Consider the following 21,489-nt stretch of genomic DNA (forward strand, 5'->3'; position numbering starts at 1 on the left):
TCGCTCATGGAATATAATCGTAATTTTTTCATTGCTATTGGATTGTCGCTCCTTATCATTCTTGCATGGCAGTATTTTTATGTTGCGCCGAAAAATGCCGACCAGCAAAAGGCTCAGGAAATTGCCCGCCAGATCGAGAAAGATGAAAACGCGCAAAATCAGGCCGTTCCGACTGCCGAAAATGGCACTGTAACACCGCCGCAAAACAAAGAAGAAACAAACCCCGCCGGTTTCGAAATGACACCGGACGCACGCGACGCGGCACTTAAAAAATCCAAACGTGTTGCAATCGACACGCCCGAGCTTCAAGGGTCGATCAATCTTGTCGGTGCCCAGTTCGATGATCTGTTTTTGAAAAATTACCGCCTGACGGTTGACAAGAATTCGCCGGAAATTGCCCTTCTTAACCCGAACGGGTTCAACACAACCTATATTGCCGAATTCGGTTTTACCGGCAAGGGATTGCCCGCCGGAAGCCTGCCGCAATTCAATACCGAATGGAAGGTTGATGGTGAAAACACAACCTTGACCCCCAAGACACCTGTCCATCTTGTCTATGATAATGGTCAGGGTCAGGTCTTCCACCGTGTGATCTCGGTTGACGAAAATTATATGTTCACCATTTCCGACAGTGTCACCAACAATGCCTCTTCGGTTGTAAGCCTTCTGCCTTATGCGCGCGTTGCCCGCGCTGCTCCTCCCGAACACGCAAGTGCCACCTATCTTCTTCATGAAGGCATGATCGGCGTTGCCGGTGATGACGGCCTCAAGGAAGAAAAATATTCCGCATTGAAAGATTTGAAACCCGATGCGGCAAATGAAAAGAAAATGGTTTTCGACAAGGTCAAAGGTGGCTTTATCGGCATTACCGACAAATATTGGGCGGTTGCTGCCATTCCTCCGCAGGATGAGGAATATACGAGCCGTTTTGTCTATTTCGACCGTCTTTCCACCCATTATCAGTCGGATTTGACCGGCAAGGTCATCACCGTTGCTTCCGGTGCAACCGAAACTGTTACCAATCATTTGTTTGCCGGTGCAAAACGCGTTGAAACCATCAATGCCTATCAGGATAATCTCAAAATTTTAAAATTCGAATTGTTGATTGACTGGGGCTGGTTCTCTATCATCACCAAGCCGATGTTTGCTTTGATCGACATTCTCTTTAAGCTCACCAACAATTTCGGCGTTGCCATTCTGCTCGTCACTGTCATTTTGAAGGCGGTTTTATTCCCGCTTGCCAACAAGTCGTACAAGTCCATGGCCCGCATGAAGGTCGTACAACCGGCAATGATGGAAATCCGCACCAAATATGCCGATGACAAGGTCAAGCAGCAACAAGCCATTATGGAGCTTTACAGAACCGAGAAAATCAATCCGCTCGCCGGTTGCTGGCCGCTACTTGTGCAATTCCCGATTTTCTTTGCCCTTTATAAAGTGCTCTATATCACCATCGAAATGCGCCATGCGCCGTTCTTTGGCTGGATTCAGGACCTTGCAGCTCCCGACCCGACATCGCTCTTCAATCTGTTCGGTTGGCTTCCCTATAATGTTCCGGCATTTTTGATGATTGGCGCGTGGCCTGTCATTATGGGTATCACCATGTTCTTGCAAATGCGCATGAACCCGACACCGCCCGACCCGACACAGGCCATGATTTTCACATGGATGCCGATTGTCTTTACATTCATGCTCGCCTCGTTTCCTGCCGGTCTTGTTATTTACTGGGCATGGAACAACACGCTGTCGATCTGCCAGCAGGCAATCATCATGAAACGTCAGGGTGCAAAGATCGAACTTTGGGACAATCTCAAAGCCATCTTCAAAAAGAAACCGAAGAAAGAGACCAAATAAGTGACAGACAGTCCTGCATTGGCGGGACTTTTTGCCCGTAACTGGATTTTTATCCGCGGTGTACCGGCAATGAAGTTTCTGCCGCCCGAAGGGCCAGCCGAAATTGCCTTTGCCGGCCGCTCCAATGTCGGCAAATCCTCGCTCATCAATGCGTTGGTCGGACATAAAAGTCTCGCCCGCACGTCGAACACCCCCGGTCGCACACAGGAGCTCAATTATTTTGTGCCTGATGGCTTTGCCGGCACTGTGGACGATTTGCCGCCGCTTGCACTTGTCGATATGCCGGGCTATGGCTTTGCCGAAGCACCGAAAGCGCAGGTCGACCAATGGACAAAGCTCATTTTCGACTATCTGCGCGGTCGCACCACTTTAAAACGCGTTTATGTGCTGATTGATTCCCGCCATGGCATAAAAAAGAACGATCAGGATGTGCTCACCCTTCTTGATAAAGCAGCCGTTTCCTATCAGATTGTTCTCACCAAAATTGACAAAATCAAAACCACAGAGCTTCAAAAACTGATTGATAACACCCATAAGGCTATCGTCAAACGGCCTGCCGCTTTTCCCCATATCATCGCCACCTCTTCGGAAAAAGGCATTGGCCTTGATGATTTGAGGGGAACGATTTTAGAGGCCGCCAATCCGCTTGCCCGATAAGTTTTTGCCCGATAAATTTTTGTTCATTGAATTTTGCCCCGTTCAAGTTTTGCCCCGTCAAATTTTACGCGGTTGAAGTTTCGCCCCTTTCAAGTTGTGCCCCTTTCAAGTTTCGCCCCTTCCAAGTTACGCCCCTTTCAAGTTGTGCCCGATTTCGTTTTCAAAACTGGCGGCTGAAAATGCGCGCCACAACGAACAAACAAAACCGTTTTGGCACGCCCGACACCGTTTGCACTCAAGGGCTCATCATTGAAACACTGTTGGCAAAGACCGGCTCTTGGAAAATCACTTCCTGTTTTTTAAAAAATCCTGGCTGCATTTTTAAGAATTTTCCCTTTTCGAGAGCTATCTTTTTAAAAACAGGCTCTGGTACTTCTCCGAAAAACGTCTTCACGGGAAAGCCATCGGTTTACAAATGAACTCTCAAGTGAATTCTCAAGTGAATTCTCAAGGAAATTTTGAAGGGGGAAGATGAAACAACCCGAATATCAAAACAATGGATGAATACATCTTTTCAACGTCACCGGTTTATACATTCCGTTTTCAAATTATTAACGTTGAGAGACAATTTTTTGCCGCGTTTTACAATTGGTTAAGCATGAGTGTTGCAACTGAGGAAGCATCGTGGTTCCCTTTCTTGTTCTTCGGGCGAATGGGTTCTATAAGGTCTTTTGAAGTTTTTAAAAACCAGAGTAGTCATGCTAACGCTTTTTCATCATCCGATGTCTTCTTCGTCCCGTTTTGTAAGGCTCATCCTTAACGAATATGATGTTGCCACCAATCTTATCGAAGAGCATGAATGGGCACGCCGGCGCGAATTTCTTGCGCTCAATCCGGCCGGCAGTGTGCCGGTATTGTTAGCCGAGCGGGAAGTGCCGCTTTGCGGTGCCTATGTCATTTATGAATATCTTGATGAAACGCGCGGCGGCTTGCGTCGTGACCAGCGCTTCTTTCCCGAAAACCCGCTTGAACGCGCTGAAGTGCGCCGCCTGACCGAATGGTTTTTATCGAAGTTTGAAAGCGAAGTAACCCGTCACATTGTACGCGAACGTATTTATAAACGCGAAATACCGCTCGCTCAGGGAGGTGGAGCACCCGATTCACAAACTTTGCGCTATGCCCGTGCCAATATCCGCCCGCATATGAAATATCTCGAATGGCTTGCCGCCTCGCGTGACTGGCTTGCCGGAACGTCCATTTCTTATGCCGATCTTGCCGCTGCTGCGGCTCTTTCTGTTCTTGATTTTATGGGAGAAATCGACTGGAAAACTTTTCCTGCCTCGCGCGACTGGTATATGCGCATCAAATCGAGACCCTCGTTCCGTCCGCTTTTGAATGACCGCATAAGAGGCATTGCTCCGAGCACGCATTATGCCGATCTCGACTTCTAAGGACAAAGCAAAACTCAAGGATTTTCTGGTCCTCAGGGAATTTCTTGTCAAAGAAGCCGCAGCGCAGGGTTTCGATGCGATAGCCATTACCGGTTGTAACAATCAAAAAGCGGCCCATCACCTTGTCGAAGCCTTGCACCAAGGCTATCACGGAACCATGGAATGGATGGTTGAAACCGCCAAACGGCGTATGGAACCTGTGAATTTATGGCCGGACGTCAAATCGGTCATTATGCTTGCAATGAATTACGGGCCGGACGCACATGAATTCCACCAGAGACCCGACAAAAGCTCCGGCAATATTTCCTATTATGCGCGCCATCGTGATTATCATGAATTGATAAAGGGGCGTCTCAAGCAGATAGCCTCGCGCTTTGTTTCGCGTTTCGGTGGTGATGTCAAAGTGTTTGTCGATACCGCACCCGTTATGGAAAAGCCGCTTGCCCAACTTGCCGGACTTGGCTGGCAGGGGAAGCACACAAATCTTGTAAGCCGTGAATTCGGCTCATGGCTTTTTCTCGGTTCCATTTTTACCGATGTGGAACTTACCTTTAACGAGCCGGAAGTTGACCATTGCGGTTCCTGCCACGCCTGTCTTTCCGCCTGCCCTACCCATGCCTTTCCCGCCCCTTATCAGCTTGATGCACGCCGCTGCATTTCCTATCTGACCATCGAACTCAAAGAGCAAATTCCGCTTTCATTCCGTAAAGCCATCGGCAACCGCATTTATGGCTGTGATGATTGCCTTTCCGCCTGCCCGTGGAACAAATTTGCCCGAAACACACGTGAAATCAAACTCAAAGCACGAGAAGATCTGATTGCCCCGAAACTCGATTTTCTTTTGAAACTCGATGATGCAGCCTTCCGCTCATTTTTCACCGCTTCTCCGGTCAAACGCATCGGGCGCAACCGCTTCATCCGCAATTGTCTGATTGCTGCGGGAAACAGCGCCGACCGAAAACTCGTCAGTGTGGTCAAGCCGCATTTGAAGGATCCCGACCCGCTTGTTGCCGGTATGGCCGTCTGGGCCTTGAAACAACTCCTCACCAAAGCGGAATTTGATGAATTGGCAAAGCGTTCTATAACATTCTCTTCAAACCCCGATGTGTTAAAGGAATGGGAAGATTGAAACAGGATAGAGCAAAGGGAAAAGCAGCGGAACAATTCATGATGCTTGGAGCGGGCTATTCGGCTCGCGCCTTCGCCTCTCTTTATGGCGCCCCTGTTGCCAACACACCAGACACCGCGCCTTCTGCCACAAAAAGCAGGATTTGCGGCACCACACGCACAAAAGAAAAATTCGCCACTCTCGAAAGCGCCAATATCGAACCATTTCTTTTTGACGAGCCGACCCCAACTTTTTTTGAAAGGCTTCAAACAACAACACATCTTGTTATTTCGGTTTCACCCGATGACACAATGAGCGACGCGGTTTTGAACCGGCCCGACATTCTTGGATCTATGCCGGAGTTAAAATGGATAGGCTATCTTTCAACGATTGGCGTTTATGGCAATCATGACGGTGGGTGGATTGACGAGGAAGCCCCCTGTCACCCCTCGCTTAAACGCAATATTTCCCGCCTCGAGGTGGAAAAGAAATGGCAGGCTTTCGGGAACAAGCACACTATCCCCGTTGCCATTTTGCGCCTTGGCGGCATTTATGGCCCTTCGCGCAATCCTTTTATAAAATTGAGTCAGGGCAACAAAACGCTTGTCATTAAAAAGGGGCAGTTTTTCAACCGCATCCATGTTGATGATATTGCCGGTGTCATCAAGGCTTTTTCTTCGGCAAAACGTGAAGGCATTTTCAATATTGTCGATAATGAACCGGCAGCGCCAGAAGCTGTCATGCATTATGCTGCAAAATTGATGGGTGTAATGGAACTTGAAGAAGTTCCCTTCGAAAAAGCCGATATGTCGCCCATGGCACGTTCTTTTTATGGTGATAATAAAAGAATATTGAATCATAAACTCTCAAAAACAGGATATAATCTGAAATATCCCGATTACCGAACCGCATTGGAGGCAATGTGGAAAGATAAACTTTGGGATAAAAAGATCTAAGCTCGCACGCCTTTTAAAAAAGGCGGTCGGGTGCTTGCGACGAGTGACAAGTTTTTAAATTGTGACAAGTTTTTAAATTATTGTGCTTTTGAAAAAAGTTTACGCGTTCGAAAGGCGTTAGGGATGTCTTCAAAGTTCAAGTCATTCAACCGGATTTTGGCAACAACATTGGCAGCAGTTTTTTTGCCAATCGCGGCTGCCCATAGTGACGAACCGGCAAAACAGGCTTTTGGCGCCGTCAAATTGCCGTCGACCGGTCAAGCACAATCCATCGGGTTTTATTCAAAAGGCTGTCTTAATGGCGCGGTAGCGCTGCCGATTGACGGGCCCAATTGGCAAGTCATGCGGCTTTCGCGTAACCGCAATTGGGGGCATCCGGCCACCATACGCTTTATCGAGCAATTGTCGCGGCAGGCTGCCAAAGATGGCTGGTCGGGCCTCCTCATTGGCGACATTTCGCAACCGCGCGGCGGGCCGATGCTGAACGGGCACGCATCCCACCAGATCGGGCTTGACGCGGATATCTGGCTCACCCCCATGCCCGACCACCGTTTAAGTCGGGAAGAAAGAGAAAATATGCAAGGCGTGTCTATGCTTAAAAAAGATTCGCTTTATGCCGACCCGAAAAAATGGACACCCGAACGCACAGCGCTTATTCGTGACGCGGCTGAAAATCCGGAAGTCGAGCGCATTTTTGTGCATCCGGGTATAAAAAAACAATTATGCGATACAGTGACCGGCGACCGTTCATGGCTTCAGAAAGTGCGCCCCTATTGGGGGCATTTCTGGCACTTCCATGTCCGGCTAAAATGCCAGTCGGGTTCTGAAAATTGTAAGCCGCAACCAAAAGTAACAGGTGGTGACGGTTGCGACAAATCGCTTGCCTGGTGGTTTACCGACGAGCCATGGGCCGATAAAAAGCCGAAGAAACCCGTAACCACCACACCGCCGAAGCCGCATATCATGATGGTTTCGGAATTGCCGAAGGAATGCACGGCGGTTTTGGACGCACCGGAAAAATCGGCTAAATAAACTATATTTTGCAATTTTTCATCAATGATATAATTGCAATGAAATACCCAACCACCAAACCGGGGAATGGTTCATGCAAAATCAAAATCTGGAATTTCCTGTTCTTATCGGCGATATTGGTGGCACCAATATGCGGTTTTCGCTCATCCTCAATCAGGCCGGCGAACAAATGGCAATTTCCACCCGCAAAGTGAATGATTTTCCAACTATTGAAGAAGCCATTCACCAGACCATTCTGCCATTGATAAAAGCGCCCTTAAAATCGCTCTTTCTCGCCATTGCCGGTCCGGTAACGGGAGAGGTTATCAAGCTTACCAATTGCAACTGGGTCATCAATCCTCGCCACCTCATGGAAGAATTCGGCTTCAATGAAGTTTTCATTATCAACGATTTCGAGGCGCAGGCACTTTCCACGATTGTATTGCCGCAAAAATATCTTGAGCCAATCGGCCCGATAAACACCGCCACAGATGATACGAAAGTTATCATCGGCGCCGGTTCGGGGCTCGGCATTGCCGGTCTTACCTATCTGAACGGGCACTATATCCCGATTGAAGGTGAAGGCGGGCATATCGACTTTGCCCCGCAAAGCGAAGAAGACTTTGCGCTCTACCCGTTTTTGAAAAAGATTGTCGGGCGTGTGAGTGCCGAGGAATTGTTGAGCGGGCGCGGACTTTTAAATATCTATCGTGCCTTTTGCGATATGCGCGGTGCAACACCCACCATCGAAGTCCCCGAAGTCATCACCTCCGAAGCTTTAACTGCCCATGAACAACAAGCTTATGACACGGTACAATTTTTTATCAATTATCTGGCGCGTTTGGCGGGTGATTTTGCCCTCGTTTTCAAGGCCGAAGGCGGTGTTTATATCGGTGGCGGCATTCTGCCGGAACTTTTACCTCTCATTGACGAGGATGAATTCCGCCAAAATTTCATCCATAAACAACCACATGAAAAACTGCTTGAAAAAATCCCTACCTTTATCATCACCCATCCCCGGGCCGCACTCGTCGGTATGGAATCCTATGTTCATCAACCCGAGCGTTTCATGCTTGATATGAAAGGCCGTTTCTGGGTGCACAGTCCCAAGTAACTTTTCCTCCGGCATTTTTTCAAATCAAGGTTTTGCGGCGGCCGATTGTGCCAGTTCAAGTCTTTTTCAGACGGGCATTATTTCATCATTCTGTCGGATGGGAGCACAATACTGAGAAAGACCGCCAAGAAGGAGCCAAGTGTTTGGCGCACTCTTCTTTAGCCTCTCTCGATTGCCGATCTTATAAACGTAAATTTGCCGATCTTTAACTCATAAATTCGCCAATCTTGAACACAGGTCAAGCTCCGTTCCGGAAATGATCGGAGCCTTGCGAAACGAAACGGAATTGTTGGCATTTGGCATAACCACACAAAAAAATAAGTGTGGAATAATACCGGATAAAAAAACACCTATTTCGCTACTTTCTTGCCAAACTTTCCGGTTTTATTTTGCCGTCTTATTATTCTCTATCGCTTTCCATGATAATTATCTCCTTTATTTTGAATAAATTATTCGAATTGTATTGAAAACTACAATTTTAAATAAATTATTATTATATATTAAAATTTATTTTATGTATTAATTTTTTATATATAATTTTTAATTAAATATTTTATTTTATAGAAGCAAAAATCCGTTCCGTATAACTTTTATTCTAACCTTTGTATGTGAAACTAACTCATATTTTTTATTTTTTAATACGATAATATATTTTTTGCGCGATTCATGGATCGGCACCCGATCATCTAATTCTTATAAAAAGACTTTTTATTATTTCAAGAATATCGGCTTTAACTATCTGAAAGTCATAAACTACAATGCACCATTCTTCTAATCATACCAAATTTTCCGGTATTTTTTCATTACTGCTTCCCGAATTGTACTTGCCTGAATTGGACTTGCAACCATTGCACTTTCAGGGCTTATGATAGTGGCTCTTCAAGCAGAAGAGATTGTCTATGACAGGACAGACCTCAGCATTTTAAAGGCCGACCCCACAGAGTTTCACTCCCCGCATTCAAGCCTTCTTCCTCACAGTTCCGATATAACCAACACTGTTTCCATTCAAGGGCCGGTCTCGGGGCAAAGAACACTTTGGGAAAGCTCTGTTGCGCCTTATAATGTCTATGGTTTTGCTTCGATACAGACTGAAGTCGGACTTGGCCGGGAAAACAACGGCATTGACGGAGCCTCCACCAAAGATAGCGTTGTTACGATCAAAGATCGTGCAATATGACTGGAGCGGAGTGGAAAATCCTTTATGACACAAAATGACCAACCTGTTTTGTGACATTTTTTCAAACTTTGTCAAAAAGCATAGTGTTGCAATCCCGACCGACTTTTAAACTATTCCGCCATAGTGCCAGACATTTCTTCCAGAAGGTTAAAGAAAAACGAAGGATGAAATTCCATTATTCCCTTTTTAGCGCCGCTAAAACCAGAGTTTTTCGACTAGAATTCACTGTTTTTTCTTCCTGAAAATATATTATATGAAAACGATTTACACTTTTATTCACTTTGAGAATTATTGTTAAAATATCGTTATTATGCCGGCTAATTTATTATCGTTAAAATACTATTTTTTAATATTTGAATATAAAAATATATATATTAATTTTATTAAGTTATTTTGTTTTATAAAAAATTAAATTAAAATACATTTTGTTTTATTTTTATGAATTAAAATTATTTTGTGTTATTTTCTATTTATTATTTATTACATAAATTTGTGTTTTTCTCCTTTTAATTTTCAACATAGCGAGATAGACTATAGCTGATTCATCCGCCATCGATTAATCAGCTACCTGCCGATAAAGAGCGCTTCTTGTTTTTTGCGACGCTGGCCTTGGCCATGAAAGAGCGAGGAAATTTTATGCACCTTTCTTCTAATCTGAGCCGCCTCTCGAAGGTCTTGTTAAATGCTGCCTCAAGCATTGTTCTTTCAACTGTGGCTCTTTCAGCCATGACAATGCAGGAGCTGAAAGCTGACGAGCTTACCTATGACGGCACTGATCACAGTGTTTTAACCGCAGATCCGACAGATATAAATGCTTCCCGCATGAGCCTTCTTCCGCGCACGAGTGATGAAACCAATACAATGACCGTTAAAGGGGCAGTCGCGGGGCAAAGAACGCTTTGGGAAAACACTATTGCTCCCTATAATGTCTACGGCTTTGCTTCTGTGCAATATGATGTCACAGGCAATAATGGCATTGACGGAGCCTCTAACACAGGAGCGACCGTATCGGTCAAAGATGTTGAATATGACTGGAGCGGAGCCGCAAACAAAGCAACAAATGCCGACCAAGCCGGTCGACTGGGTGGCATGGGAGGCGGCTCGGTTTTTGGTGGCCTCAGTGCAGGCGCCCCGGGGAGTACCGCCTATGATGGTACGAATGTGGCCTTGGGAGGAAATGGCGGTTACATCAAGGGCGTTCATGTTACCCTTGATAATGTCGCCATTCATGGAGCCGATGCAGGTGAGGGAAATAGTTCACCCGATAACAACCATCGTGGAAGCACGGTTGGCGGCATGGGGGGTGGTTCGGTTTTTGGCGCTATCAGTATCGGCGGTGCCGGAGCCTGGTCAACACGTTCAACCGCCGATGGTTCAAATGGTGGCAACGGAGGCGACATAAGCGGCAATTATGTTACTTTGAAAAAAACCGACCTTTATGGTGGCAAAGGCGGCAATGGTGGTTCGAAATCCGGTGGAAGTGCCGCCGGCTTTGGCGGCGCAAGTGTTTTGGGCGGTGTTTCTATCGGCGGTGCCGGCGGCACCAGCTATAACGGAACCCGACATAATAGTCAGGGTGGATCAACGGGTGTCATCTCCGATAACCACGTTATTTTAACGGACGTAACTTTGACCGGAGCCGATGGCGGTAATGGCGGCTCGGCCTTAAGCGTTAACGGGAGTGGCGGAACGGCTGGCTTTGGCGGCGGTATAATCGGAGGTGGCCTGGCAATTGCCGGCGGAGGTGGTTTTGCCGGAGGTAGCGGCGCCTCGAATTCTGATGGCGGTCATAGTGGCGCCATCCATGACAACGAACTCATCCTGACCCATGTAACAATCAAAGGCGGAAATGCCGGTAAAGGCGGTGACGGCGCCCCCAATAGTGGCGGTGGCGTTGGTGGCATGGGCGGTGGCCTGATTTTTGGCGGCATGACCATCGGTGGTGCCGGTGGCTCTGGCTATGCCGCTGATACGTCGAGCGGTAATGGAGGTATCGCCGATTATGTAAAATCCAATAGCATTACATTGGTTGATGTCACGATTGACGGAGGTGCTGGCGGTGCTGGCGGCTCGAGCACAACAAGTGGTGGTGGTGCCGGCGGCGCTGGCGGCGCTACGGTCTTTGGCGGTCTTTCCATGGGGGGTGCCGGTGGTGCCGGTGATGCAGCATTAAACACAGAAAATAGCGAGAGTAGAGGCGGTAATGGCGGCGCGAGCGGAGTTGTCAGCAACAATATTATTTCTCTCGATCACACAACACTGAATGGCGGTATTGGCGGCAATGGCGGTCAAGGCGGAGGAATTGGCGGCATAGGCGGCGGCAGCGTTATCGGCGGTTTAAGCACCGGCGGCGGCGGTGGCAACGGTTCGAATTCAAAAAAATATAATGGCAATGGTGGCGATAGCGGTGATGTCACCAATAACCGGATAAAGATTGTCGATTCCACATTGAATGGCAATGCGGGCGGTACCGGTGGGTCAATTTCCCATACGATTACAATCTTGGACGAAGAAGGAGACAAGAGCGTCAGTATGGGGGGAAGCGGTGCCGGCGGCACTGGCGGCGGCAGCGTTTTTGGCGGGATCAGCCTTGGTGGCGCCGGTGGCTATGGTTCGCAAGGGGGATTGATAAACGGCGTTGGTGGCAATGCCGGTACTGTGAGTGGCAATATCATTATCCTTGAACGGGTAGAACTTCATGGTGGTGCTGGCGGCGCTGCCGGAAATATCGACGGCGAAAACAATAGCAATGAAGGGTCCGGCATTCGCGGTTCGGATGGCGGAAGTATCTATGGTGGTGCAAGTGTCGGTGGCGCTGGCGGAATAGGATATGACGCAACACAAACCAATGGTAATGGCGGCAAAGGTGGCAATGTCACCAATAACCGTATCAGTTTGACCGACGTGACACTTTATGGCACGAAAACAACCACTAATGGCGAAAATAAATCCGGGGTTTATGGCGGCGTCAGCATTGGCGGCGACGGCGGCTTTGGCGACATTAGCCAGAGCATTGACAAAAACGGCGGCAAGGGTGGTGATGCCGGCGATGTCAGTAGCAATAGAATTGAGATTTCGGGAAAATCCACAATCAATAAAGATATTTATGGCGGTCTTTCACAAGGTGGAAAAGCTGGCACTCACTTTGACGACAAAAATAAGCTCGTCAACAGCGAGGTCGGGTTCGGCGGTAATGCCAACCACAATAGTGTAACTCTTAACGGTGACCAGATCGTCATTGGCGAACGCGATGAGAGCGGAAATGTCATAAAATACGGCTCGATCTGGGGTGGTCGCAGCCTTAATGGTGATGGTCAAGACAGCCTTACAGCCGATGTTTTTTCCGGCAACACTCTCAATCTCAACGGTTACCGCGGAACCGTTTCCGGTATCTATAATTTTGAAAATTATAACTGGACTTTGCCGACGGATGTAAAAAATGGCGATACGGTGATAAAAATTGCCGAAGGCGGTACACCGGTTGATCTAACCAATACCAAACACACTATTGCCGGTCTTGACCCGAATGGTCCGCGATTTATGGCTGGCGATATGGTGACCATGATTGATAAATCTGCCGGCAGTTGGTCACCTGCTTCCTATACACTCAAACAAGGACAATTTATCTTTTACGATACAACGCTTAAACAAAATAAGGCCGGAGACAATACCGCTTTCATTCTGCAAATCAACAAGAAAACCGACAAAACTCCCAATCACGATCACTCCGGTGATAATACCGGAGGTGGCGATCACAACAATCCGGGTCAATCGGCGGCTCAATTGAACCCGCAGTCAAAAACCTATTCGGAAGGTCGTGCAGCAAGCCTCGCCTTTGTTTCGCAAGGCTCCGATATTATTGCCAACAGCATGGGCACAATCAGCAGCATGGCAACAAGAACAGATCGCCGCTTCAATCATCCGCTCTATGTTCCCTTTATCATCACCGGCGGTTCTTCCTCGCGTTATCAGACCGGAAGCCATGTCGAGATTGACGGTTTCAATATGATTGCCGGTCTTGCTTTCGGCTTTAACCTTGAAGCTGGTCATAAAGTCACAACCGGCGCATTTTTCGAATATGGTCGCGGCACCTATGACACTTATAACAGTTTCGACCGTTTCGCCTCGGTTCATGGTGATGGTGATAGCGATTACAAGGGCGGTGGCATTCTCGCCCGTATTGAATTTGCCGGTACCGGCCTCGGGTTGGTCAAAGACCTGAAACCCGACGAAACGGACGGGCTTTATGCCGATGCATCCTTGCGTTTCGGCCAGTCGGACGGGAAGTTTACTGCCGGTCGCAAATTCGGCCTTGAAGAACAGGTGGTCGACTATCACGGTTCTTATGACAGCACGGTCAATTATTTCGGTGGCCATGTCACGGGCGGCTATGTCTTCAATTTTGATGATCAACGTGCCCTTGATGTCTATGGCCGCTATTTATGGACACATATGGAAAGCGACACGGTTAAAATCGAGCCTGAACAATTGCATTTTGACAGTGCGACGAGTTCGCGCATCGAGCTTGGTGCACGGTATTCCTATCAATATAATGACTGGTTCAAGCCTTATGTCGGCGCAACCTATGATTACGAGTTTGATGGCGATGTCGGGGCAAAAGCTTATGAATTCAATTTGCACAAACCGTCATTGGAAGGCTCGACCGGTATTTTTGAAGCCGGCTTCAAGTTGAACCCGTTGAGAGACAACAAGGCTTTGACGATCAATGTGGATGGTCAGGGTTATGTCGGTGCCCGCCAAGGTGGTGGCGGCGGTGTCAAACTCAAATACGAGTTCTGATAAAACACGCTTTGGCAAAGCAAAATCTCAAGCCCTGGCAGAGCATTAGTTTCATGCTTTGTCAGAGCATAATTTCAACTTTATCAGGACAAAGTTTCAGGCTTTGGCAAAGCAAGTCCCAAAAAGGCGGTCTGTCCTTGCCGGAGAGATTGCATCAAGCAAGGCTTTGTCCATTACTTGCGCCGGTCAGAGTTCTGCCGGTGCCCGTCACGGCGGCGGCGGTGCCAAACCCAAATACGCGTTCTGATAAAACATGCTTCTGTAAAGCTTTGCATTCTACAAGGTAAGGCTTAGCTAAACAGAAAAAATGCGCTTTACCCCAATCGCTTTGTTGAGACAGATCAATCGAGCCTTATAAACTTTGAAAATACTAAACTGAAATCTTTTAAAGTTTTCCAGGCATTAAACCGAATTCTCGTTGATTTTGACCGGTAACGAATTACGGCCTTACGGAAAAACACTCCGCAAGGCCTTTTATTTCTGAATTAAAATCCGTGCAAAAGACGGCAAGCACTTAAAAGATAGAAAACCACGAAATGCGAAAACTTTGAGCTAATCAAAGCAGAAGTTTTACCAATGACGCTTCTATAGGATTTCATCTCTAAAATCGGAGCGCCAAATTGTTCCTGAAAATTATCCGAACGGGGGCGCATCAATGAAATGGAAAAGCAGGATTGTTTCGGTAAATTATCCGGACAGGGTCGTTTCGTTTGAACGTCAAGGCGGAATTATCCGGTTAAAAGACGAAGGAGATCACGCCAATGAACCACCGCTTTTTTATACTTATCCTGACCTTTCGATTGCTTGCTAACATCCCGTCCCTACCCGACAGCCAAATCGAAAAACACTCAACCGGAGCGTGAGACGATCAAAACAACTACAAGTTCTGCTGATGAAGACATAAAACCGTCTCAAACAGTAAATTTGAAACCGGCTCTGTTCTCTTCATAAAAATCCGATTTTATCTTTTTATATTCCGGATCACCATAAAGGTCGGGCATTTCGCGACCAGCGAGAAAAGCAATAGAACTTTCGTTAGACATGCGAATATAGAAAGCTTTCAACTTTTTATAGAGACTGTTTCCGATGTCATAATCCTTGGCAATAACACCATCGCTTCGAGCATAGTTCTCGTAAATGACAACCGCATTCGCGCGCCTTTTTGCCCATTGAAACGTCTGTTTTTCTAGAGGATCTGCTTGATCTTCAAACTTTATCAACGCCTCGAAACCGGCTCTATGACTACCAGTTGCCTGATAGACCCTCGTATATTCATCCATGCCCATCTCATAAATGAAGAACTCTGCTGTGTCCTGCTGGTCTTCCGTGTAAAGTCCATCTTTATTGGCCATGATTTCAGCAAGTTGACTGCGTGATAGTCCTTTGAAACTTTCAGCATCATCTGTCACGTTGATACGGGCAGGTTTCAACTTTTCGGCCGCAACCGAGTTTGCTGTATCACTCCCCTTGGGCTTGGACGTTGTCGTCGTATTCTGAGTGGAAAATTGATTAATGCCATAAGCGGAATAGGATGTGTTTATCATTTGACTCACCTCTTATGCACCGCCCCACCTGATGCATAAATGAAGGGGAAATGACAGCCATCATGTCTGCCTTTATGGACCCGATTGACATTATTCATTAATGCCATTTTGAATATAGTATATTTCACATATAAATTCAAATTTTTAAAAAATTTCCAATTTTAATATCAATATATTCCCCGATCATTCATTAGATAAATCTAAAAATGACGTTTATCCTGCTTAGATATGATCAACATAAATAATATTCAATTCATTTCAATTTACTAATGTGATTGAACGCTTTAGAATCTTAAATCATAAGTTTATTTTTATTGTTCACTGGTCAGGAAATATTATTCTTGATCAAACCGAACGCTCTTACTCCTGAGAGAAAAACAAAAGCGCGGCTTTTTTTGAATAAAACATCCGGCTCGACCGTCCGTTTTACTCAAGAAAACATTCCATAAAATTTTTTCAAATTGCCAAATTCACCACCTCAAAAGAAGAAAGTAAAAAAAGAAAACCGGAATTGTAGCCAAGACAAATCGGCATGACGAAAATCGACGTGACACAAAACGGCGTTCAAAATTCGGCAGCCAATTTTTTAAAAAGCGGGATGCCACTTTATTCACCGGTTAAAGCTCTTCTCATTTTCCTGCCGATCAGATAAAACGGAAGAAAATGATTTTCCGATGATGATAGACAGGAGAAAACGATGCGTTTGGCTGTAGTTGGTGCTGATGGTAGAATGGGAAGAGAGCTGCTTTCGGCAATCGGCCGGATTGACGGTGTCGAACTTCAAGGCGCCATTGTCAAATCGGGTTCTCCGTTTATCGGAAAGGATGCCGGCCTTCTTATCGGTCAGGCAAATCTTGGCGTCACCATTACCGATGATCCTTTGCCGGTTTTTGCCAAGGTCGAAGGTGTTCTTGATTTTACCAGTCCGGTGGCAAGTGTGCTTTATGCAGGCTATGCCGCGCAGGCACGCATTGTCCATGTGATCGGCACAACCGGTTTTTCCGAAGAAGATGAAAAGAAAATCAAAGCGGCTGCCGCTCATGCAACAATTGTCAAATCAGGCAATATGAGCCTTGGCGTAAACCTGCTCGCAGAGCTCGTCAAAAAAGCGGCAAAAGCCTTGGATATGGAAGATTACGATATTGAAATTGCCGAAATGCACCACCGCAAAAAGGTTGATGCCCCTTCCGGCACAGCGCTGCTTTTAGGTAAAGCAGCCGCAGAGGCCCGCAACCAGAATTTGGCAGATGTGAGCGTGCGCGGCCGTGACGGGCATACAGGCGAAAGAAAAGCCGGTACAATCGGCTTTTCGTCTTTGCGCGGCGGCACTGTAGTCGGTGACCATTCGGTAATTTTTGCCGGTGATAACGAGCGCATTGTTCTTTCGCACCTTGCACAGGATCGCTCGATTTTTGCCGATGGCGCGGTGAAGGCTGCGCTTTGGGCGCAAAAACAAAAGCATGGACTTTATTCCATGGCCGATGTTTTAGGCCTTAATGATTAATTGACTTGAGTAAACCCCTATCAAGGAGGAAAGAATGTCGCGAATATTGGTTTTGGTTCGACACGGACAAAGCGAGTGGAACCTGAAAAATCTCTTTACCGGATGGAAAGATCCCGATCTTTCTGAAAAAGGATTGGAAGAAGCAATCTCCGCCGGGAAAAAATTAAAGGCAGCAGGATTGAAGTTCGACATTGCCTTCACATCCGCTCTGCAACGTGCACAACATACCTGCCAGCACATTCTCGACGAAATGGGTCAGCCAAAACTTGAAACAATCAAAAATCAGGCTTTGAACGAGCGCGATTATGGCGACCTTTCCGGCCTCAACAAAGATGACGCCCGCAAGAAATGGGGCGAAGAGCAGGTTCACATCTGGCGCCGTTCTTACGATGTCCCACCTCCGGGTGGCGAAAGCTTGCGCGATACAGGTGCACGCGTTTGGCCCTATTACCTCCATAACATCCAACCGCATGTATTGCGTGGAGAGACGGTACTCGTTGCCGCCCACGGCAATTCATTGCGCGCACTCATCATGGCACTGGAAGGCTTGAGCGGCGAAGAAATCGTCAAACGCGAGCTCGCAACAGGTGTTCCGATGATTTACGAACTCAATGCCGATTCAACAATTGCTTCCAAAAAAGTGCTTGAATAGATAAACTTCAATTTAAACTTAAGCCATGCCGGAACAAGTCTGCTCCGGCATTTTTTATGATCACTGCTTTCTATCAGTCTGCATCGTGGAAATTTTATATAAAGCTGAAGCCAAAAATCCTGAAGCTGAGGCACGTGAAAAAGCAACGCATAATATTAAAGACGGTACGGAGTTAAAAAGACCAAGACCGCACTCCCCGACACCACACTACACGACATTACCCTGCTCGAAACTTCATACCCCCCGACACCACACCGCTTTACATTACTTTGCGTGACATTGCACCGCTCGGCGTTACACCGCCTGACATTGTTCTCCGAGACGTTCCATTGGCCGACTTACTCTTCGTGACGTTGTTCTGAACGACATTGCCCGACATCATATTGCTCAACATCGCAATGCCTGACGTCGCGCTACTTGATTTTGCACTGCTCGACATTACTCTGACGTAACGTCACATTGCTTCTCATTACACCGCCTGAGATCAAACTACCCGATATTTGCCTAACGACATTATCCCACCCGACATTAGTCTTCGTGAAGTTGCTCTGCATGACATAACTCTGCTCGACATCTCGATACCCGATATTATACTGTCCCAAATTGCGGTTAAAAAAACTACGTTATTTCAATTCTGAAAGAATGTTTATCAATCGACGAAAAGTCGAGACAATTTGATTAATTCCTGCCATTTCATCCATTAGTTTATACCCCACCTTCATTTTTATTTTCCCTTTTGCGTGCGCTCAATTTCATTCCATTTACTTCTCTGTTTCGTTCCATCTAGTTTATTTGAGTGCACGCCGTTTCACCTGACTTTTGTTATTAGCTCCCATCCCGTTCACAATGACCCGCTTAAACTTTTTGGCCGTCTCATACTTTTTGACAACGACCGACCTCATGCCAATCATCCCGCTGCCGGCCAGTCCTATAGAGTTCGATTTTTTTGTCGTGCCCCCCTGCCGGATAAGGTGACACCTGTGCCTCTTTCCATTGTTTGATCTAAAAAAAAGCAAAACAACCAGCTTTTATCAAACCCGACCATTGTCGTTTTGATTTCCATTTTGCTGCTGAAGAAATCTATAATTTCTTGAACGGCGAAATTGTCGCCGAGATAAATGTCATGTTGGCTTGTGGGCTAAACAAAATTCGGGTTGACAGTTAAAGATTGCCAGCTTAGATGAAACGCAATGCCCAGATGGCGGAATTGGTAGACGCGCAGGTTTCAGGTATCTGTGCTGCAAGGCGTGGAGGTTCGAGTCCTCTTCTGGGCACCATTCCCATTTTTTTAAATTATAACTTACTGATTTTATTGAATTATTTTTAGAGAGAGGGCAAGAATTTTAAAAGAGAGGGCATAGAAGTTGATAGTTTGTTCTATTTTTGTAGTTTTGTGATCGCCTCCTTGGCAAGTCGGACGCGGTCTGCACTCTTGGTATAAAGTGACGGCATTACGTCATCAGTCCACCCGAACAGTGCTTTAAGTTGTGCCACAGTTGCACCCGCATTAGCAGCACGTGTTGCACTGATCTTTCTAACGCCATGAGCAGATTTATGAACACCTGCCTTATTGCAGGCAACGCGGAAATAGTTACCAAACGTTTCTTTTGTTAAAGGCTGCCCGTCACTGCCACAGATTAAGGCAATATCGCTTGTTGGTGATTTTTTTAACTTCCACGCTAAGACGGGCAAAAACAGTGGAATGACAACCGTTTTAAATCCGCTTTTTTCTGTTCATATAGTAGCCGCACCGACATGAACATGTTGCGCCATCCTAAGCCGCCAGCGTCGTTCTTTCTCAAACTGGCACACAAAGCACATGAAGCGAGATAGGTTCTTTTGCGCCTTCTCTCGAACTTCCCCCACCCTTTTTCTCAATTCCTACTCAGACTTTCATATCCTTTTCGGATCATAGCCGCCATGAGTTTACGTCTTACAGGTAAAAAAGATTCATAAGACATTTCTTGCCAATTTTCTGGTAGTGCTTGCTCGTAGCACATTTTTTGCCATTGCTCTTGATTAATATTTCGGGTTTTCAACACCAATGGAACATACTCAGAAGGCTTTGCATCGTTAATATCAATATTATCCGGCCATTCTAGCAATGCATAATTCGCGATCTGATTGGTCATTTGCGTATCTTCTATGCCTAGACGTTCCAGATATTTTTTTGGAAACAGGTGGTGACGATCAAGAGCTTTTTTATTCGGTCTCAATTCCGGATCAAGCAAATCTCGAACGGTTTTTGTCGAGAACAAAACTCCGGCACCAAGAATGTTTTGAACAGCAATAAAGGCAAAGAGACCAGGATTATTTGCCGATGAATTATCCAAACGATCAGGAAGTGTTATCTCCCAGAAATCATTGGTCAGCATTGATGCGATCATGTTATTCAATTCCGACATGAACATCGACGCATTCCGGATATTTCTGAATCTCGCCAGATCGCCATCAAGTGTTGTTTCTGACGAACTTGTATAGTGTCCTGTCAAAGATGTTGCAAAAAACCATCGGCTTATCAAAGGCTGTAAATCGTGTTCTTCGATTTTATACCGCTCCCGCCCCATTAAATAGAATATATAGGCATAAAGCAGTGTAATTTTTGATGAAATTAACTCCCTGCTACGAAACCCTGCCCCGATGATTGCATTTAAAAACTGATGCCAATTTCTCAGCTTGAGTACCTGCGCCTGCGCCTCTTTCAATGTATCGAATTGCCTGTCGCGACGTTCTGGATCAAAAAGGCCTGTTTCCGGATCTTTTCCCCGCAATATTTGATATACACTTTGCAAACGTCCCCGACCAAAACCATGGGCGATAGAAACACGTAAGAGCTGGCCTGGATCAGGCATGATGAGTTGATTGAACGGAGACGCATCACTCCTCGGTACCTCACGTGACTGGCGGCAGAATGTTTCCAGTTCCTTCCTGCCCTCGGGCCAGAAAACCGAAAGAAGTGTGAGAATAAAATCAGACTGATTGAGCTTTACACCTTTGCTATTGATCCGCACAAAAATATCGGAAACCTGCTCTTCATCGACATTTGCTTCTATTTCCAAAGCGGTAAACGGGTAAGATTTCAAGTTAAACAGCCGCTCTATATTCTGTGCGATACGTTGCTCATCTTTAGGACTTAATTCGACCCTCTCCTTCAAATTCGAAAGAAATTGATTGATAACTGTAAAAGCAGTTTTCTCCGGTTCCCAGAGCACCGAAATATTCGGAATATATTCCGGGTCGCGAGTTACGGCTGCATCACAAACATCAAAACGTGCATCACGTGGTCGAAAGGCGATTTCAATCTGCCGCTCCTGATAATTCTTGTCGAGAACTTTTTGATTATTGAACACCGCATAAAGTGAGGTTAAACGCTGCTGTCCATCAATAATAAGCCGCGCCGGATTTTTATATTGCTTATTTTCAGTGCCAATTTGACGAGCGCGATCATCATGAGCATTTGCCCAAAATAGAAAGTAGCCAACAGGAAAACCGCGATACATGGAATCGAGAAGATCCCGCACCTTGGTATTTGACCAGACAAAAGGGCGTTGAATATCAGGAAGAGCTATGCTTCCCATTTTCAAGTCATTTAACAATCCCGCAAGATCGTAACTCACATTTGTAAAAGCGGTTTTGGCGGACATGTTCTATCCTTACTTTTTCTTTTGATATTTATGTTTCAGGTAGCTAGCTATATGCTCAATATCAGGAAATAACGACT

Annotated in this window: 17 protein-coding genes and 1 tRNA gene; 14 read left to right on the plus strand and 4 right to left on the minus strand. The window is 46.3% G+C overall.

Features of this window, described 5'->3' with window-relative positions; all coding sequences use genetic code 11:
* Nucleotides 1-6 precede the first annotated feature (6 nt).
* From yidC to BBC0178_RS11890, 11 genes are all read left to right on the plus strand, one after another.
* Nucleotides 7-1,854 carry a membrane protein insertase YidC gene (gene yidC, locus BBC0178_RS09065; protein WP_078039922.1) on the plus strand — a complete coding sequence of 616 codons (1,848 nt, stop codon included), beginning with the start codon at nucleotides 7-9 and terminating at the stop codon, nucleotides 1,852-1,854.
* Nucleotides 1,855-2,511: a ribosome biogenesis GTP-binding protein YihA/YsxC gene (yihA, locus tag BBC0178_RS09070; protein ID WP_078039923.1), complete on the plus strand. Its 657-nt coding sequence runs from the start codon at nucleotides 1,855-1,857 to the stop codon at nucleotides 2,509-2,511.
* A 698-nt stretch (nucleotides 2,512-3,209) separates the two neighbouring features.
* Nucleotides 3,210-3,902 carry a glutathione S-transferase family protein gene (locus tag BBC0178_RS09075; RefSeq protein WP_077972509.1) on the plus strand — a complete coding sequence of 231 codons (693 nt, stop codon included), beginning with the start codon at nucleotides 3,210-3,212 and terminating at the stop codon, nucleotides 3,900-3,902.
* Entirely contained in the window at nucleotides 3,883-5,031 is a 1,149-nt protein-coding gene (queG, locus tag BBC0178_RS09080) for a tRNA epoxyqueuosine(34) reductase QueG (protein WP_078039924.1), read from the plus strand. Before BBC0178_RS09075 ends, queG begins: the two co-directional genes overlap by 20 nt.
* Nucleotides 5,028-5,966 (plus strand): SDR family oxidoreductase, encoded by a 939-nt coding sequence (locus BBC0178_RS09085; RefSeq protein WP_225868307.1) that lies wholly within the window; start codon nucleotides 5,028-5,030, stop codon nucleotides 5,964-5,966. The genes queG and BBC0178_RS09085 overlap by 4 nt, the downstream gene beginning before the upstream one ends.
* A gap of 123 nt (nucleotides 5,967-6,089) precedes the next feature.
* The gene (mepA, locus tag BBC0178_RS09090) at nucleotides 6,090-6,998 is read left to right on the plus strand and encodes a penicillin-insensitive murein endopeptidase (protein WP_078039926.1); all 909 of its coding nucleotides are present in this window, start codon (nucleotides 6,090-6,092) and stop codon (nucleotides 6,996-6,998) included.
* A gap of 73 nt (nucleotides 6,999-7,071) precedes the next feature.
* A complete protein-coding gene (locus BBC0178_RS09095) occupies nucleotides 7,072-8,091 on the plus strand; it encodes a glucokinase (RefSeq protein WP_078039927.1) in 1,020 nt (339 codons plus the stop codon).
* Between the two features lie 871 nt (nucleotides 8,092-8,962).
* Complete coding sequence (locus tag BBC0178_RS09105) at nucleotides 8,963-9,268, plus strand: hypothetical protein (protein ID WP_149867473.1); 306 nt, start codon at nucleotides 8,963-8,965, stop codon at nucleotides 9,266-9,268.
* Between the two features lie 636 nt (nucleotides 9,269-9,904).
* The gene (locus tag BBC0178_RS12225) at nucleotides 9,905-14,068 is read left to right on the plus strand and encodes an autotransporter outer membrane beta-barrel domain-containing protein (protein ID WP_188317721.1); all 4,164 of its coding nucleotides are present in this window, start codon (nucleotides 9,905-9,907) and stop codon (nucleotides 14,066-14,068) included.
* 103 nt (nucleotides 14,069-14,171) lie between these two features.
* Nucleotides 14,172-14,315 carry a hypothetical protein gene (locus BBC0178_RS11885; protein WP_188317722.1) on the plus strand — a complete coding sequence of 48 codons (144 nt, stop codon included), beginning with the start codon at nucleotides 14,172-14,174 and terminating at the stop codon, nucleotides 14,313-14,315.
* 408 nt (nucleotides 14,316-14,723) lie between these two features.
* Complete coding sequence (locus BBC0178_RS11890; RefSeq protein ID WP_188317723.1) at nucleotides 14,724-14,879, plus strand: hypothetical protein; 156 nt, start codon at nucleotides 14,724-14,726, stop codon at nucleotides 14,877-14,879.
* Nucleotides 14,880-14,979: 100 nt separating this feature from the next.
* Here the strand turns inward: BBC0178_RS11890 and BBC0178_RS09115 are convergent, their stop codons facing one another.
* A complete protein-coding gene (locus tag BBC0178_RS09115; RefSeq protein ID WP_078039930.1) occupies nucleotides 14,980-15,612 on the minus strand; it encodes a hypothetical protein in 633 nt (210 codons plus the stop codon).
* 697 nt (nucleotides 15,613-16,309) lie between these two features.
* Here BBC0178_RS09115 and dapB point away from each other — a divergent pair.
* Nucleotides 16,310-17,116 carry a 4-hydroxy-tetrahydrodipicolinate reductase gene (dapB, locus tag BBC0178_RS09120; RefSeq protein ID WP_078039931.1) on the plus strand — a complete coding sequence of 269 codons (807 nt, stop codon included), beginning with the start codon at nucleotides 16,310-16,312 and terminating at the stop codon, nucleotides 17,114-17,116.
* 34 nt (nucleotides 17,117-17,150) lie between these two features.
* Nucleotides 17,151-17,768: a 2,3-bisphosphoglycerate-dependent phosphoglycerate mutase gene (locus BBC0178_RS09125; RefSeq protein ID WP_075869068.1), complete on the plus strand. Its 618-nt coding sequence runs from the start codon at nucleotides 17,151-17,153 to the stop codon at nucleotides 17,766-17,768.
* Nucleotides 17,769-18,027: 259 nt separating this feature from the next.
* On the opposite strand, the gene BBC0178_RS11735 is transcribed toward BBC0178_RS09125, so the two are convergent.
* Nucleotides 18,028-18,207, minus strand: a complete 180-nt coding sequence (locus BBC0178_RS11735) for a hypothetical protein (RefSeq protein ID WP_149867474.1) — start codon at nucleotides 18,205-18,207, stop codon at nucleotides 18,028-18,030.
* A 753-nt stretch (nucleotides 18,208-18,960) separates the two neighbouring features.
* Between BBC0178_RS11735 and BBC0178_RS09135 the strand changes: the two genes are divergently transcribed.
* A tRNA-Leu gene (locus BBC0178_RS09135) sits at nucleotides 18,961-19,045 on the plus strand.
* A gap of 100 nt (nucleotides 19,046-19,145) precedes the next feature.
* On the opposite strand, the gene BBC0178_RS09140 is transcribed toward BBC0178_RS09135, so the two are convergent.
* The gene (locus BBC0178_RS09140; protein ID WP_225868308.1) at nucleotides 19,146-19,460 is read right to left on the minus strand and encodes a tyrosine-type recombinase/integrase; all 315 of its coding nucleotides are present in this window, start codon (nucleotides 19,458-19,460) and stop codon (nucleotides 19,146-19,148) included.
* Nucleotides 19,461-19,642: 182 nt separating this feature from the next.
* Nucleotides 19,643-21,412 (minus strand): GmrSD restriction endonuclease domain-containing protein, encoded by a 1,770-nt coding sequence (locus tag BBC0178_RS09145; RefSeq protein WP_078039933.1) that lies wholly within the window; start codon nucleotides 21,410-21,412, stop codon nucleotides 19,643-19,645.
* Nucleotides 21,413-21,489: the final 77 nt, after the last annotated feature.

Origin of the sequence: Ditibartonella apihabitans, assembly GCF_002007485.1 — a bacterium.
GTDB lineage: Bacteria > Pseudomonadota > Alphaproteobacteria > Rhizobiales > Rhizobiaceae > Bartonella > Bartonella apihabitans.